This window comes from Mycobacterium sp. MS1601, assembly GCF_001984215.1.
Classification (GTDB): domain Bacteria; phylum Actinomycetota; class Actinomycetes; order Mycobacteriales; family Mycobacteriaceae; genus Mycobacterium.
This window is the reverse complement of sequence record NZ_CP019421.1, coordinates 153,576-166,668: the sequence shown is the minus strand read 5'-3', so window position 1 is coordinate 166,668 and position 13,093 is coordinate 153,576. Positions and strand designations below refer to the sequence as shown.

Sequence of the window (13,093 nt, the reverse complement as noted above, 5' to 3'; positions counted from 1 at the left end):
ACGTGAGGGGGTTAGGGTGATCGGAATCGGCGCTCTCAGTGACGAGGACGCTCTGCGTCGAAGCCGCCGGCTTGAGCAACTCGGATTTGTCGTAACCCCGAAAAGGCTGCAGCAGCTCCACGCGGGTGCACGCCCCACCGCCGCAGAGACTCACGTCGCCCGACTGGCAGAACTGCTCCCGAAAATCGACAGCGGTATGAGTCCGGAGCAGGCCGTCGCCGAGGACACCAGAATGCGTCGGACCACGCGAGCAGTCCTGATTGCGCTGTGCGCCATCACTTTCATCGTTCTCTTGGCTGCACTGCTGTCCGCACCTCTCGGGTAGATCCAGTGCCGTCGTTTCATGGGTGACGGAAAAGGCCGGGCGTTGAGGTACTAGCCAACTAGGACGAGGATTTCCTCGCCACCTCATACGAAAGGCAACGGACGAACCATGACGAGAATGCACACGCTCAAGGTTTGGATGACCTCTGCGGCCCTTGTGATGCTGGTGGGCTCGACGGCTCTCGCCTTCTGGGCCGCACCGCGCCTGGACGCCCAGCTCAGTGCACCGGCCCAGCCGATGTCGGTGACGCAGGCCGCCTACGGAATGCTGGGCTTGGCCGTCGTGCTCACGTTCATCGCCGGCGCTGGCTTCCGCGCTTTCCCGAAAGCCGTCCCGGCAGGCGCCGTCTTCATCATCGTCGCCGGCGTCTCTTTCGGAGCCCTGCTCCCATGGATCCTGGTGGGCCGCAGCATCTGATCGGGCTGTGTCATGCAGCCAGGAACCCTCGGGCCGCCGACGGGGCATTGCGCAGCGCCTTGGCATACCGCGGCTCGAACCGCGGGTTGAGCTTGACCCCGGCCCAGTAGCGATCACCGGTGTGGGCGGCCCCGATGACTGCGCCGGCGATGCTGGCAATCGAATCGGAATCCCCGTTGCTGGTTGACGCCCATGCGAGCGCTTCGCGGCCATTGAGGGGAGCGCGCCCGCGGCCGGACGCGGTGGCCATGTCGGCGACCAGGAGCGCGATCGCTGTCGCTGAACCCGACTCCCACCCCTCGCCGATACCGATGCACGGATCGCCGTAGTCCTCCGGAGTGAGCGTGAACAGCTCCTGCTTGACGGTGAAGGCATCCAGCAGTGCGTCGAGGAGGATCTCCTTGACGCCCGCGGCGAGCATGCCCGGCACGTCGGCGGTCATGGGGGAGAGGACGCGCAGCAGGAACTCGTCGCGCAGCCACGGGCTCTGCCCGGAGAGCACCGACATCGCGGCACTGATCGCGTGTTCGAGGAAGTGCCCGCGCACTGAGGTGGCAGAGCGGATCGCGTCGCTGAGCACCAGGGCGGAGGCGATCGCCAGCGGGTGCTTGTGAGTGAGCGCAGCCTGCAGCGCGGTGACCCCCAGCCACACCTCGTCCGGGCACAGCGCCGCGGGAGCCAGGCGCATCACCGCACCGCAACCGGCACTGACCCGAGCGCCATCGGCGTCATGCCACCGAGCGCCGGCGCGCAGCTGCCGCAACGACCCCATGCAGGTCGCTCCGGGCGCGCGGTTGTTGTCGCGGTCGACCTGCCACTCCAGGAAGCGTGCGGTGATCGCCTTGGTGAGGACGTCGACGTCGTCGAGCTGGCCGGAGGCGTCGACAAGGGCATCGTGCAGGGCCAGGGTCATCTGGGTGTCGTCGGAGATCTTCCAGATCTTCTTGGGCGCCGGCACCGGGTAGGCGGGCATCTGAGCGTACTTGCGGAACTCGACCTGGTAGCCCCACGCATCGCCGGCGGCCAGGCCGATCAGGGCGTTGCGGTAACGGGCCTGAGTGGCAGTTCGTCTCATCATGGTGCGCCTCCCCTTCGGATGTAAACCACTATACACATTTGCGGCACCCATGTATACCTCGGGGTGGGGCGGGGACACTTCTCGCGGCCACGCGTGACGGAAACGCCCGCCACCGCCGGTACTTCCTAGACAAGGACGCACTCCAGCTCTTCTTGCCGAGCTGGCGCTACACCAATAGCGGTCCCAGCGTCCGTGTCCGAGGAGGTACCACCCATGTGTCGTGCCACGACTGACCCAGGAGGGCCCCGGCGCTGCTCCGGGGACACCCGACTGGCATACAGCCACTCAGCGCACTCCGTTGAAGTCCTGGAGGAAGCCGAATCGGTCCTGCAGGCCGCCCTGGCCGACGCCGGCTACCCCGCCGCGGCCGCCGCCCATCCGCTCGCCGCGCCGCCGGCCGAACCACCACTGGCCGCGCCGCCGGCCGAACCACCACTGGCCGCGGAGCCGGCCGTGGCCACACCGAAGACGGTCAGCTTCGCCGACAAGTCCACCCGCGTCGAAGACTTCCGCCGCGAGATCGACGCCGCGATCGCCAACCTCAATACCGCCGAACAGTGGCAGGACTGGCTGCAATACGCCTCCCAGTTCCACTCGTACTCCCTGGGTAATCAGCTACTCATCCGCATGCAGCGCCCCGACGCCACCTTCGTCGGCGGCATGAAGAAGGTCTGGAACAAGAAGTTCAACCGCTCCCTCATCGCCGGGTGCAAGGCCATCTGGGTGCGGGCCCCCAAGATCGAGAAGCGCAAGAAGGACGACGGCACCGAGGAAGAGGTCGTCACCGGCTGGCTCGGCGTCCCGGTCTACGACGTCTCCGACACCACCGGCCCACCCGTGCCTCAGCGCCCCGAGATCACCTACACCCGCGAGACCGGGGTGGCCCCGCCGGAGATGCATGCCGAACTCGAGAAGCAGATCAACGCGCACGGCTACACCGTCGAACGCGTCGAACTGCCCGAGGACGGCCCGGAGGCCTACACCCAGGACAAGCCGACCAAGAAGGTCGTCGTGAGCACCCGCCACAGTGATGCACACGCAGCCGTCTGCTTGGCCCACGAATTGGCGCATATCCAGATGGGCCACATGGAGCGCCACCACGAATACCACAGCGGCCCAGACGGACAACGTCCCACGATGGAGGTCGAAGCCGAAAGTGTCGCCTACGTCATCGCCCGCCACTACGGCCTGAACCCGGGTGGCAGCTCCTTCGCCTACATCGACGGCTGGGCCAAGGGCGACCCGAAGAAGGTGCAGCAGACCGCCGATCGCGTCAACAAGGCCTGCAACAAGATCATCGGCCAGTTCCCGCAGGCCGCCCCGGCCGTCATGACCTAGGAAGGATCACCCACCATGGCCACCCCGCAGCACGTCGAGATCGAGGTCGAAGACCCAGAGACCGGCGAGCGACATACGTTCACCGGACCCACCGACGCCGCCGCCACGGCGGCCGCCGAAGACTTCTTCGGCGTCAACGAAGCCCAGGAGCGAGACAATGACTGACACCATGACCCAAGAACCGCCGACCCAGGAACCGACCCTCGACGAACTCCTGCGCGAACTCGACAAGGTGCAGACCAAGCTGGAGAAGGCCCGCCGCCGCCGCGACGCCGACGCCATCGCCTACGCCTCCACCCCAGACGGCGCCGCGGAGACGTTCCGCCGCTACGAGCTGGCCCGCGACGACCAGGAGCGCAAAGCCCTCAAGACCACCTACCTGTCCGGTCTGGCCATGGCCGGCGAAGAGTACGAAGAGCGGCTCACCCGCGGCAACGCCGGCGACAACGACGGCCCCCTGTCCGTCGTCCCCGTCGGATCCCTGCGCGACCCGCTCGCCAAAGCCCTTGTCGAACAACGAATCATGGCGACCTACCGCAACAGCCCGGCGTCGATGACCACCAACGTGGTCACCATCACCGTGCTGCGGCTTCTGCCCGACGGGCAGACCCGCAAGCGGCTGCGCATCGACGCCCCCGCCGACCTCGGTGTCCTCACCGCCGGCCTGGCCGACGTCATCGCCACCGCCTGGAGCGACCCGAGCACACAGAAGCGCCTCCGCGCCGGCCTCGACGACGCCGCAGACCTCATCGCCGCCGCGATCGCGCAGCGAGACGCCCAATGAGCACCGGCCTCGTCTTCCAGGAGCCCGGCGTCATGGAGACCCGCCAGGAACGCGCACTGCGCCGAGCCCAGCAGCTGCACAACGCCTTCCAGACAGCCTTCGAAGTGCTCGCCGAGATCTACCGCGATGAAGACTGGAAGTTCATCAACGACGCTGCGGGACGGCCCTACAGCGGCTTCACCGCATTCGTCCAAGACCAAATGGGCTGCGCCGCCTCCAACGCTCGGCGCTACCAGCAGGGCATCGTCGGACTGATCCTCCCGCTGCAGGAACTCACCGCACCCGGAGCCCGCATCCCGGTCACCTCCTCAGACGTCGCACGCCTGGGTGTCACCGGTTCCCGCGTCGTCGTCGAGGAAGCTCCCGCAGTCCTGGAAGGCGTCACCGATCCTGACGCTCAAACCGGCGCACTACGGGAACTCATCGACTCCGTGGCGCAACGCTCTACCGCACCCGGCTTCGGGCCGCTCTACGAATCGACGACACCACCGGTTCCTGCGTCCCCACTCGGTGCGCTCGTCCCGGCCCAGGTGCCCGAGGACGCAGACGACGACGTCGACGACACGGCGCCGCGGCCGCCGACGGGAGACCACGGCTGGGCGCAATCGCACGACGATGATGGCCCACCCTGGGAGCAGGAAGACACTGCGCACCCGTCCAAGGCCGCCACCACCACCGATCCCACCCCGACTAGCTCCACACCGCCCGCCGGACCGGCCCCCGCCGCATCGCATAACGAACAACCGGGCGACACCGCACAGATCATGGCCGACCTCGAAGCCGCGATCGCCGCCGTCATGGCCGCCGGCGACCCCACCGCCCTGGCCGAGCAGCTCTCCAGCGGCGACGGCGCCGCGCTGGCTCCGAAATGCCTGGCCTCCGGTCAACGCCTGATGAGGCTGGGCCAGCTGCTCCGCAGCCTCGCCTAGGTGCACTGCCAGCCGACGCGGCGCGCGGGCGTGCTCGGCCGGCGGTGCGCGGGGGACGTGTCATTGCTCCAACTAGGGCATCAGATCGAAGAGGCCGACGCAAATGCCTTCCCGAGACCCGATCCTGGTTTGCTGCTGCTCCGAAAGTACGTGTTCTGCAGCGGTTATGCCCGCTGGCACCGCGTGAATCCGAGGTCGTCGCCACAGATCTCGCAGAGTCGTTTGACCCAGTCATTGCGTTGGTAGAGGACGCCGTTTCGGCCGCAGTGTTCACAGGTGTTCGTGGAGCCGCGCTGAGCCAGGAAGATGGCGTCCTGGAACTGCTTGCGTACCTCGTAGGTTTCCTCGATGCTGGGCGCGCAGTAGTACCCGAGGGACCCGAATTTCTCTCGGACCCGGAAGACGACATAGTTCGGGTCGACTTTGGACAGCCGGCGATCGCACTCGATGATGAGTCGGTACCAGCCCCGCTCGTGGCTGATCCAGCGCCCCCACCCGTCCGGTATGCGACGCAAGATGCGTTCGAGCCCTGCCGAATACGCCTCCCCGGCATCCGCCGGAATGTGCAACGCATTCATCAAGGTGTAGTTGTCGATGTCGAGTGTGGCGAGGCGGCCGAAGGCTGCCTGTATTTCCTCGTCGGTTGCTTCTGCTCTCCGGATCCGGGGAGCCATTTCCCGGATGTCAGATCTCAAGGCTTGCCACCGCGCCTTCTCCTCGTCGGTGAGCACGGGCAGTTCGCGAGCAGGTTCCATGTGATCTTTCACCCGATGGCCAAGTCGATGTTCTCGTACTGCGCGGACACCATGAAGAGTGTCATCGTGGCGAGAAATGGCGCCGACACAAGTTGGTCAATCCAGCTGCTGGCCTGCGCTGCGGTGAGATGCCCTGCAGCTAGTGCGCGCTCGGTCACCACGTGCAAACCCAGGACGCCATCGGCGGCGACAACGTCAGTCCATAGGGCCGTAACCGGTTCGATTCGGGTAACAGTGAGACCCGCCTGTTGGAGCAACCGCGGGATGCTGCGGCCCACAGTCGGTTGCGGGATAACGTGTTTGAGCATCATGTTCGTGTACGCGACACTGAGGTCCGCGTCGGGGTGATCGATTGCGAGGGTCGCCCAGTCCGGTTCGGTGCAGACGAGCTTTCCCGTCGGGCGCAGGATGCGAGCGGCCTCCGCGACGGCCCCGGCCGGGGAAGTGACGTGTTGGAGTACGCGGTCGATATGTACGCGATCGGCTGACTGCGTGTTCAAGGGCAAGCAGTGGATGTCGGCCACTTCGACGTTCACGGTGGGAAGGTGCTGTGTCGCTTGCGTTGCGAGGGCGGTCATTTGTGGGTCGTAGTCGAAGCCGATGACGGCTCCAGTGGGTCCAGTGAGTCCCGCGTAGCGGTGCAGGTCCAAGCCGGCGCCGCATCCGAGATCGACGACGATGTTTCCGGGTTGGACGTCGAGTTCTGAAGTGGCGGTGCTCTTGTAGCGTCTGACAGCGTCCGTTTGCGCCAACTGCGTGAGGTATTGGCGCTTACCGCCGTCCTCGAACGGCGAGATGGCGCACGGGTAGTTCGCGGGTGTGTCCATGAATGTGTGCTGCTTCCGCCGGTTAGGTGTGGTGTTTGTTGGTGTGGGCAAGGATCCGGCGGGACTGTTCTTCCTGGACACTCCCAGAACGGCCGCCGCAACTCATCGATGCCGATTTGATGTCGCCGGCGGCCAGCAGTAGGAGCAGACGGTCGCGGGCATCGGCGTCGGCTGGGTCGTCGTGCAGCTCGTCGCACGCGATCTTGACCAGGCGGCGCCATGATGTTCGCGGCACGACGGCACACGGCGGGCCAGCATCGTCAACGCCCGAGGACGCGGACGTGCTGGCGAGCAGCTGCAGTAGTCGGCCTGACAATGCCGGGTCGTCAGGGTCGCAGTAGAGGTCGTCGCAGGCCTCTTGGATCTGAAGGCACGTGGCGGAGTCGGTGAGCGTCATGCGAGGTGCTCTTCGAAGAATGCCATCATCCGCTTCCAGGCGTCGTCGGCTTCCGGCTGTGAGTACGCCATCTCGGCGAGGTTGACCATGACGCGGACGGGTGCGGCGAGCTGATAGTTGTTCATGAAGGCGTGTCCGGCGTCAGGGTATTCCTTGACGTCTCTGGGAACGGAGGCCGCGGCGAGGGCCGCATCGAGTTTCGCCGCCGACCCTGGGCGGATGACGCGATCCTTGCCCCCATAGCTGGCGACTACTGGACACGAATCGCGTAGCGAGTCCAGGTCTTTCGGCACTAGCCCGTAGTTGGCCGCGGCAGCGTCGAAGTGGCCACGCGGGGACATCAGTAGGGCGAATCCGCCACCCATGCAGAACCCGACGACGCCGACCTTCCCGGTGCAGCGCTCGTCGGCGGCAAGGAAATCACGGGCTGCTACGAGGTCATTGAAGAGAGGCCCGCTGCCCTGGAAGTACTGGCGGATCGTGCTGACCAAGCAGGTTAAGCGCCGCCCTCGGCGGTAAAGCGCCGGAGCCAACGCGAGATAGCCCTGCTCGGCAAGGCGGTCGGTGATCTGTCGCAGATCGGCGGTCACCCCGAGAATGTCCTGAACCACGACAACGCCCGGCCAAGGCCCTTCGGTGGTGGGTACCGCCAAATGCCCTGGTAGCGGCCCGTCCGGAGCCGGGTAGACGGTGTTTGTCATGCGCTTGCCCCCATATCTATCAGCCACTGCCCAGCAACGGCCCGTGGTTGTGCCGGGGACCCATTCGATGAATCTCACCGCCACTGAAACCGTATCGGTGTATTGGTTTGCAATCAAGCGGTACGGTTTCGCAATGCACACTACATGGCGATACAAGCGCGGTGTATTGTTCTAGCGATGGTGACCTCTGCGTTCTTCGCCGCTCCACGAAAGAAGGAGCCAACTCGCGCCGACCGCATCCGCGACGCGGCGATGAAATGCTTTGCCGAACAGGGGATCGTCTCAACCACCGTCCGCGAAGTAGCCGAAAAAGCAGGTGTCTCCGTGGGCCTGGTGCAGCATCACTTCGGCAACAAGGCAGGCCTCGTCGAGGCAGTCGATGAATACGTCCTGCAGGTGTTTGGAACGGTCGCCGAGTCCGTACCGGTACTAGACCCACTGCCGGCGAAAGACAGCATGGACGGGGTCGGCGGGCGTTTCACCAAACTGCTGATCGACCACCCGGATGCCGTGGATTACGTGGCCCGCGCTCTCGTCGAAGGCGGCGCCATCGGTGCCACCATCTTCGACGGCCTTCTAGAAATCAGCTGCGCGCAGCGCGACCTCTACACCGCGCACGGACTGGACAGGCCCGGCCTCGATCCCCTCTGGGGAGCAATGAACGCGATGATCCTGCGTGTCGGCGCCATGATTCTGCGTCCTCACATCGACCGTCACCTACCCGAGCCATTCTTCACCCGAGACCAGCTGGAGCGCTGGGACACTGCAGTGGCCCTGCTGATTCGAAAGGGCCAGTTCCGGGCTGGCTACGACAGCAACGACTCCTGACGCCCGCAGCTAGCCGAGCTTGCGCTCGGGCACGTCAGGCAAGTCTTCGGCGGGTCACTTCGCTACCCAAGCTCGGCGGTCTGGATCCCACACGCCGGTCTGCACCCGCCCGTCAAGGACGGCCCCCAGGAACCGATCGGCCTCCACCAGGGCGGCGTCAGCGTCACGCAACTCCGCCGGCAGACCTGCTTGCGCGACCCGCGAGGGGTAACTGCGTCTCCACTGGTCGGTGGGCAGAACCAGGGGAGTGGGGACAACCAGTCCGCGGCGCTGCTCCTGGCCGCGCACCGCAGCGCGCAACTCCTCGGCATCCACACGCGCACACCTCGACAGGATCACGATGTCGGCCAGGTCGTGGGAGCGCGTCGACGGCGCCACGCCGCTGCTGCCGTGCAGCTCGTACATGGCGGCTACCTTGTCAGCCAGGTGAGCGGCCACGGCATAGGTACGCACGCGAGACATCGGCCGCACGTCGTCGATCGCCACCACGGGATCGGGGACCAGAGTGTCCGGCTCGAACGGAAACTCCCGCCCCACAGCCACATCCAGCTTCGCCACAGCGAACCGGGACCCGTTGAGCCAGTAGGTGATCTTGCCGGTGTACGCACCGGGGCCGCTGCCCGCACTCACCGAGACCGCGAACTCCCCATGCTCGCCGGCCCGCCGCCGCGACGCCTCGGTCAACGCCGCGGTGAGGTTCTCCACGTTGCGCGTCACCGCCAGATCCAGATCCGCGGTCGCCCGGGCCTCGGCAGGGGTCCGGAACTGCAGAGCCGTCCCTCCGGTCACCAGCCACGGCTCCGGGTCGCGATCGAAAAGTCGAGACACGAACTGCTGCAGAGCAAACCGCCGCGCCACCTCAGCAGCATCACCGCCGGTACTCCGCACGATCTGACGGATCCGGGTGTTCAGAGCCGCCCGAAAAGCGCTCTCCGAGCCATAGGTCCGACGAGCGTCGAGCTGCTCCTCGATCTCGCGGTATCGCTGCTCCAGCGCCTCCACACGGTCATGAGACTCCTGGGCGCGGGCACGCATGTCCGCCGAGCACCGCTTCGGCCCACCGGGCTCATTGCTGGCCTTGCACATAGGCGCGCGCTACGCCGGCAGGCATGACGGCCGCCCGGCCGCGGCCAGGAACCGGTGCGCCAACGCCGCCCCGTGTGGCTCGTTCCACCGATGTGCGAACGGATCCAGCCGAGCGCCCACCTCGTCGATCGTCAACTGGCCGGAATCCAGGACGTCGGCGATCACGGTGCCCTGATGGGCTCCATCGAGATCGTCTCGGGCCAGGTCGGCGATGATGCGCCCGGGCGTCGCCACGGGGAGGCCCTCCACCACGTCCCAGTCCACGCCCCGGGCCCCGATATCGCGGCGGTAGGTGTGCACCCGCGGCGAGCGCGTGTTGATGCGCCGCGGGCCGGTCAGGAACAGACCGCGCGCAACGATCGTCCCCAGCTCGCGGATCACCGCGGCGCTGTCGTGGCTGAGGACGCAGTCCGGGTCGGCCCGGCGCCGCTCGATGTCGTCCTCGGGGCGCAGCGCCAACCACTGGGCAGCCCAGTCCTCGAACGTGAACATGCCGGCGGAATCCTCGGTGAAGCCGTACACACCGTGGTGCGCCCGAAACAGCTCGCCGGCGCCCGCGCGGCGGGCGAGTTCGTAGCGTGCGACCCCGTGGTGCCGGGCCTGGGCGGCGGTGAACAGCCCGAACTGGCCGGCGGCCAGGGTATGCAGCCGGCCCCACGCCTGCGCGTCGGCCATGCAGCGATAGTAGCAATCCAGGGACGTGGCATCGCCGCTGCTCATCGGCCAATCACTGGCGAGGTGGGGCAGTCTCTGCGACGTGCGCACCGTCATCACCCACCGCTGCTGCGGCGCCGAGTCGCGCCCTCGCCCAGCCAGGAATCCAGCGTCGGCCGAGTGATGCCCAGCGTGGTCGCGATCTCGCGCTTGCTGCGCCCCTCCTCGAAGTACTGCCGCGCCAGCTCCCGGGCGGCCTGTCGCTCGGCGTCCAGCCGCGACTCCGCCTGCTCCAGGCGCCGGCCCTGCTGGGCGAGCCCGTCCAGGCCGCGGGCGAACACGTAGGGGTCCCCGGTGATCTCGGGTTCCCCGCGCCGCAGCGGCTCGGCCGCGGCCGCGGCGGCCAGGACTTCCTCGTCGCTGGCGCTGCTGTCCAGCTCGGGCAGGTTGTACTCGGCGACCATTTCTGCGGGCGTACGAAGAATCACCTTCACGGCGGCCTCCTCCTTCTGTCGACGCGCGCACGCGCTCGATTGCCTGCGGAAGTCGTGAGCGACTTGGCCGCAACACGGTGCACTCGCACCGCGTGTGTAAAAGCCTATACCCAAAAATGTATGTAAACCACTATGCAACCAAACGGATCTATGGTTTACTGTTTTCAGCGGCAACACCACGACCCGGGGAGGACGCCACCATGACCCACTACGCACCCGAAGGCTGGTACCCCGACCCCACCGGGGCTGCCCAACAACGCTTCTGGGACGGCGAACAGTGGACACAGGCCATCGCCGCCCCCACCGTCATCACGGTCGCGGTCCCAGCCCCGCCAGCCAAGGACTGGGCACAGCGCCACCCCGCCTGGACCATCCTCATCGTCTTCTGGATCGCATGCATGATCTGGCAGTGGGAGTGGCTGGTCCCCGTGATCGCCGTCGTCGCCGCCATCGTCTGGACCATCCGCTGGATCAACCGCCGCAACGACCGCCTGCGCGCCGAAGCCGACCTCCAGAACCAACTCGCCGCCGAAGGCGACGCCCGCGGCATCTACGGCGACTACCTACCCACCGACCCCGCCTGACCGGCCCCACACCCTGAGGAGACCCGATGTCCGCCAACCCACTAACCCAGTTCCGCGCCGGTGACTACCTCTACGCCGGCCAGGCCCACGAAGACGCCTTCGCCCGACTGGACGCCTTCGACGACACCGCCAAGGTCGTCGCCCGCAACTCCATCAACGAACTGATCGACCTGCAGAACGGCAAGATCACCTGCCACCAGGTCGCCGTCATCGCCGGCGCCATCGCCAACGCCCTGAGCGCCAACACCTACGGAGAAACACTCTGATGACCGACCTGGCCACCAAGACCCCACCCGAAATCGACGCCATCATCAACGAACTCGGCCACCAACGCGCCACACTCATCGCCCGCGCCGACGGACTGCTCACCTCCGCCCACCACGCCCGCACCGGCCGCTACCCCGACCCCGCGCGCGCCACCCGGCTCGAAGCCCAAGCCGCCGAGTACAAACCCCAGATCGCCGCGATCACCGACCAAATGAAGCCCTACCACGCCGAGTTCTACCGCCGCGGCGGCTGGACCCGCGCCTACCTGGTCCAAAACACCGGCGGACACGTCCACAATTCCATGCGGTGCTCCACCTGTTATCCCAGAACGCAGTACGCCTGGCTCACCGACTACAGCGGCCGGGACGAGGAGCAGATCGTCTATGCCAGTGGTGAATTGGCGTGCACAGTATGTTTCCCCTCGGCGCCGGCTGATGTGCTGAACCGCGTCGGCGAGATCCGGCGGCCCTCCGACCTCGAACGCGAACAACGCGCCGCCGACAAAGCCGCCAGGAACGCCCAGCGCGCCGCGGCCGCGGTGATGGACCCCGCCACCGGCAAGACGCTCTACAAGACCGACCGGGCCGCCTCCAACGCGATCGCCGCCACCCTGGACAACATGCGCTGGTACGGCACCGACCACCCCTCAGCCCACGAATGGGAACAGACCGTGACCGCAGCGATCACCGCCCTCGCCGCCAAGCAGAGCCTCGACCCGGCCACACTGCGGGCCGACTACGAGCAGAAGGCGGACAAGAAGTTCGCCACCACCGCCCGCAAGACGCTGCGCGAACTCAAGAAGCAACGCGGCGTCATCGTCGTCGACGACCTCCAGGTCGGCCTACAGAGCTGGATCCAGCACAACGGCATCCCGGCATGACCAACATCGTCGTGCTGACCGGCGCCGGGATCAGCGCCGAATCCGGTCTATCGACCTTCCGCGGCCCAGACGGCCTGTGGGAAGGCCACCGCGTCCAAGACGTGGCCACACCAGAGGGATTCGCCGCCGATCCCGCCAGAGTGCAGCGCTTCTACAACCGGCTGCGCCGCCGCCTGAATGATGTAGAGCCCAACGCTGCCCATCACGCGCTGGCACGCCTGGAACGCGCCATGGGCCACAAGCTGCACCTCGTCACCCAGAACATCGACGATCTGCACCAGCGGGCCGGAAGCACCCACATCACCGCCATGCACGGAGAACTGACCAAGATCCGCCACGTCAACACCGGCGAAGTGCTGGACTGGCCACACGACGTCGAAGAAACCGACCAGCAATGGCGCCCGCACGTCGTCTGGTTCGGCGAACGCACCATCGGCCTCGACCACGTCACCAAGAAGCTCAGCAAGGCCGACATCTTCGTGGCGATCGGCACCTCCGGAACGGTGTACCCGGCCAATCAGTTCGCCCTGATCGCCAAGTCAGCCCGCGCGATCACCATCGAGATCAACCTCGAACCCAGCGACGGACCATTCGACCAAGTGTGGGCCGGCTCGGCCACACAGGAAGTCCCGCCCTTCGTCGACTACCTCATCGACGAAGTCCTCCAAAAATGATCCGCAACCAGAGCCTCGCGTCACGAACCCCACATGTGTCAGACGGCTTACCTACCCTCAGGCCAGCAACAGGAA

The 13,093-nt window shown here is 66.5% G+C and carries 19 protein-coding genes; 11 read left to right on the top strand and 8 right to left on the bottom strand.

Annotated features, from left to right (window positions below; translation table 11 throughout):
* The first annotated feature begins 16 nt into the window (after window positions 1–16).
* Together BVC93_RS31650 and BVC93_RS31645 are read left to right on the top strand one after the other, a co-directional pair.
* Window positions 17–325: a hypothetical protein gene (locus tag BVC93_RS31650; RefSeq protein WP_083741671.1), complete on the top strand. Its 309-nt coding sequence runs from the start codon at window positions 17–19 to the stop codon at window positions 323–325.
* A gap of 138 nt (window positions 326–463) precedes the next feature.
* Window positions 464–742, top strand: a complete 279-nt coding sequence (locus tag BVC93_RS31645) for a hypothetical protein (RefSeq protein WP_157517355.1) — start codon at window positions 464–466, stop codon at window positions 740–742.
* Window positions 743–752: 10 nt separating this feature from the next.
* Here the strand turns inward: BVC93_RS31645 and BVC93_RS31640 are convergent, their stop codons facing one another.
* Window positions 753–1,820 carry an ADP-ribosylglycohydrolase family protein gene (locus BVC93_RS31640; protein WP_083741669.1) on the bottom strand — a complete coding sequence of 356 codons (1,068 nt, stop codon included), beginning with the start codon at window positions 1,818–1,820 and terminating at the stop codon, window positions 753–755.
* Between the two features lie 213 nt (window positions 1,821–2,033).
* On the opposite strand from BVC93_RS31640, the gene BVC93_RS31635 reads away from it, so the two are divergent.
* Genes BVC93_RS31635 through BVC93_RS31625 form a run of 4 tightly spaced genes read left to right on the top strand, consistent with a single transcriptional unit; the run spans window position 2,034 to window position 4,871 of the window.
* On the top strand, window positions 2,034–3,158 hold the full coding sequence (locus tag BVC93_RS31635; RefSeq protein WP_083741668.1) for a hypothetical protein: 1,125 nt from the start codon (window positions 2,034–2,036) through the stop codon (window positions 3,156–3,158).
* Between the two features lie 15 nt (window positions 3,159–3,173).
* A complete protein-coding gene (locus tag BVC93_RS33390) occupies window positions 3,174–3,323 on the top strand; it encodes a hypothetical protein (RefSeq protein WP_157517354.1) in 150 nt (49 codons plus the stop codon).
* Entirely contained in the window at window positions 3,316–3,942 is a 627-nt protein-coding gene (locus BVC93_RS31630) for a hypothetical protein (protein ID WP_157517353.1), read from the top strand. The genes BVC93_RS33390 and BVC93_RS31630 overlap by 8 nt, the downstream gene beginning before the upstream one ends.
* Entirely contained in the window at window positions 3,939–4,871 is a 933-nt protein-coding gene (locus BVC93_RS31625) for a hypothetical protein (RefSeq protein ID WP_083741666.1), read from the top strand. Before BVC93_RS31630 ends, BVC93_RS31625 begins: the two co-directional genes overlap by 4 nt.
* 164 nt (window positions 4,872–5,035) lie before the next feature.
* Here the strand turns inward: BVC93_RS31625 and BVC93_RS31620 are convergent, their stop codons facing one another.
* Genes BVC93_RS31620 through BVC93_RS31605 form a run of 4 tightly spaced genes read right to left on the bottom strand, consistent with a single transcriptional unit; the run spans window position 5,036 to window position 7,551 of the window.
* Window positions 5,036–5,626, bottom strand: a complete 591-nt coding sequence (locus BVC93_RS31620) for a hypothetical protein (protein ID WP_083741665.1) — start codon at window positions 5,624–5,626, stop codon at window positions 5,036–5,038.
* An 8-nt stretch (window positions 5,627–5,634) separates the two neighbouring features.
* Complete coding sequence (locus BVC93_RS31615; RefSeq protein WP_083741664.1) at window positions 5,635–6,453, bottom strand: methyltransferase domain-containing protein; 819 nt, start codon at window positions 6,451–6,453, stop codon at window positions 5,635–5,637.
* A 22-nt stretch (window positions 6,454–6,475) separates the two neighbouring features.
* A complete protein-coding gene (locus BVC93_RS31610) occupies window positions 6,476–6,850 on the bottom strand; it encodes a hypothetical protein (protein ID WP_083741663.1) in 375 nt (124 codons plus the stop codon).
* Window positions 6,847–7,551, bottom strand: coding sequence for a dienelactone hydrolase family protein (locus BVC93_RS31605; RefSeq protein ID WP_083741662.1), 705 nt, complete (start codon window positions 7,549–7,551; stop codon window positions 6,847–6,849). The genes BVC93_RS31610 and BVC93_RS31605 overlap by 4 nt, the downstream gene beginning before the upstream one ends.
* A gap of 177 nt (window positions 7,552–7,728) precedes the next feature.
* On the opposite strand from BVC93_RS31605, the gene BVC93_RS31600 reads away from it, so the two are divergent.
* Window positions 7,729–8,379: a TetR/AcrR family transcriptional regulator gene (locus tag BVC93_RS31600; protein WP_083741661.1), complete on the top strand. Its 651-nt coding sequence runs from the start codon at window positions 7,729–7,731 to the stop codon at window positions 8,377–8,379.
* A gap of 54 nt (window positions 8,380–8,433) precedes the next feature.
* On the opposite strand, the gene BVC93_RS31595 is transcribed toward BVC93_RS31600, so the two are convergent.
* The 3 genes from BVC93_RS31595 to BVC93_RS31585 all read right to left on the bottom strand — a co-directional run bounded on the left by BVC93_RS31595 (window position 8,434) and on the right by BVC93_RS31585 (window position 10,613).
* Window positions 8,434–9,414, bottom strand: a complete 981-nt coding sequence (locus BVC93_RS31595) for a nucleotidyl transferase AbiEii/AbiGii toxin family protein (RefSeq protein ID WP_192860454.1) — start codon at window positions 9,412–9,414, stop codon at window positions 8,434–8,436.
* A 60-nt stretch (window positions 9,415–9,474) separates the two neighbouring features.
* Complete coding sequence (locus BVC93_RS31590; protein WP_083741707.1) at window positions 9,475–10,140, bottom strand: type IV toxin-antitoxin system AbiEi family antitoxin domain-containing protein; 666 nt, start codon at window positions 10,138–10,140, stop codon at window positions 9,475–9,477.
* Between the two features lie 95 nt (window positions 10,141–10,235).
* On the bottom strand, window positions 10,236–10,613 hold the full coding sequence (locus BVC93_RS31585; RefSeq protein WP_157517352.1) for a hypothetical protein: 378 nt from the start codon (window positions 10,611–10,613) through the stop codon (window positions 10,236–10,238).
* Between the two features lie 200 nt (window positions 10,614–10,813).
* On the opposite strand from BVC93_RS31585, the gene BVC93_RS31580 reads away from it, so the two are divergent.
* From BVC93_RS31580 to BVC93_RS31565, 4 genes are read left to right on the top strand one after another with little or no spacing between them, the layout of a single operon-like run.
* Window positions 10,814–11,197 carry a DUF2510 domain-containing protein gene (locus BVC93_RS31580; RefSeq protein WP_083741658.1) on the top strand — a complete coding sequence of 128 codons (384 nt, stop codon included), beginning with the start codon at window positions 10,814–10,816 and terminating at the stop codon, window positions 11,195–11,197.
* Between the two features lie 26 nt (window positions 11,198–11,223).
* Entirely contained in the window at window positions 11,224–11,463 is a 240-nt protein-coding gene (locus tag BVC93_RS31575) for a hypothetical protein (RefSeq protein WP_083741657.1), read from the top strand.
* A complete protein-coding gene (locus tag BVC93_RS31570) occupies window positions 11,463–12,344 on the top strand; it encodes a hypothetical protein (RefSeq protein ID WP_083741656.1) in 882 nt (293 codons plus the stop codon). Before BVC93_RS31575 ends, BVC93_RS31570 begins: the two co-directional genes overlap by 1 nt.
* The gene (locus BVC93_RS31565) at window positions 12,341–13,018 is read left to right on the top strand and encodes an NAD-dependent deacylase (RefSeq protein WP_083741655.1); all 678 of its coding nucleotides are present in this window, start codon (window positions 12,341–12,343) and stop codon (window positions 13,016–13,018) included. Before BVC93_RS31570 ends, BVC93_RS31565 begins: the two co-directional genes overlap by 4 nt.
* Window positions 13,019–13,093 lie beyond the last annotated feature (75 nt).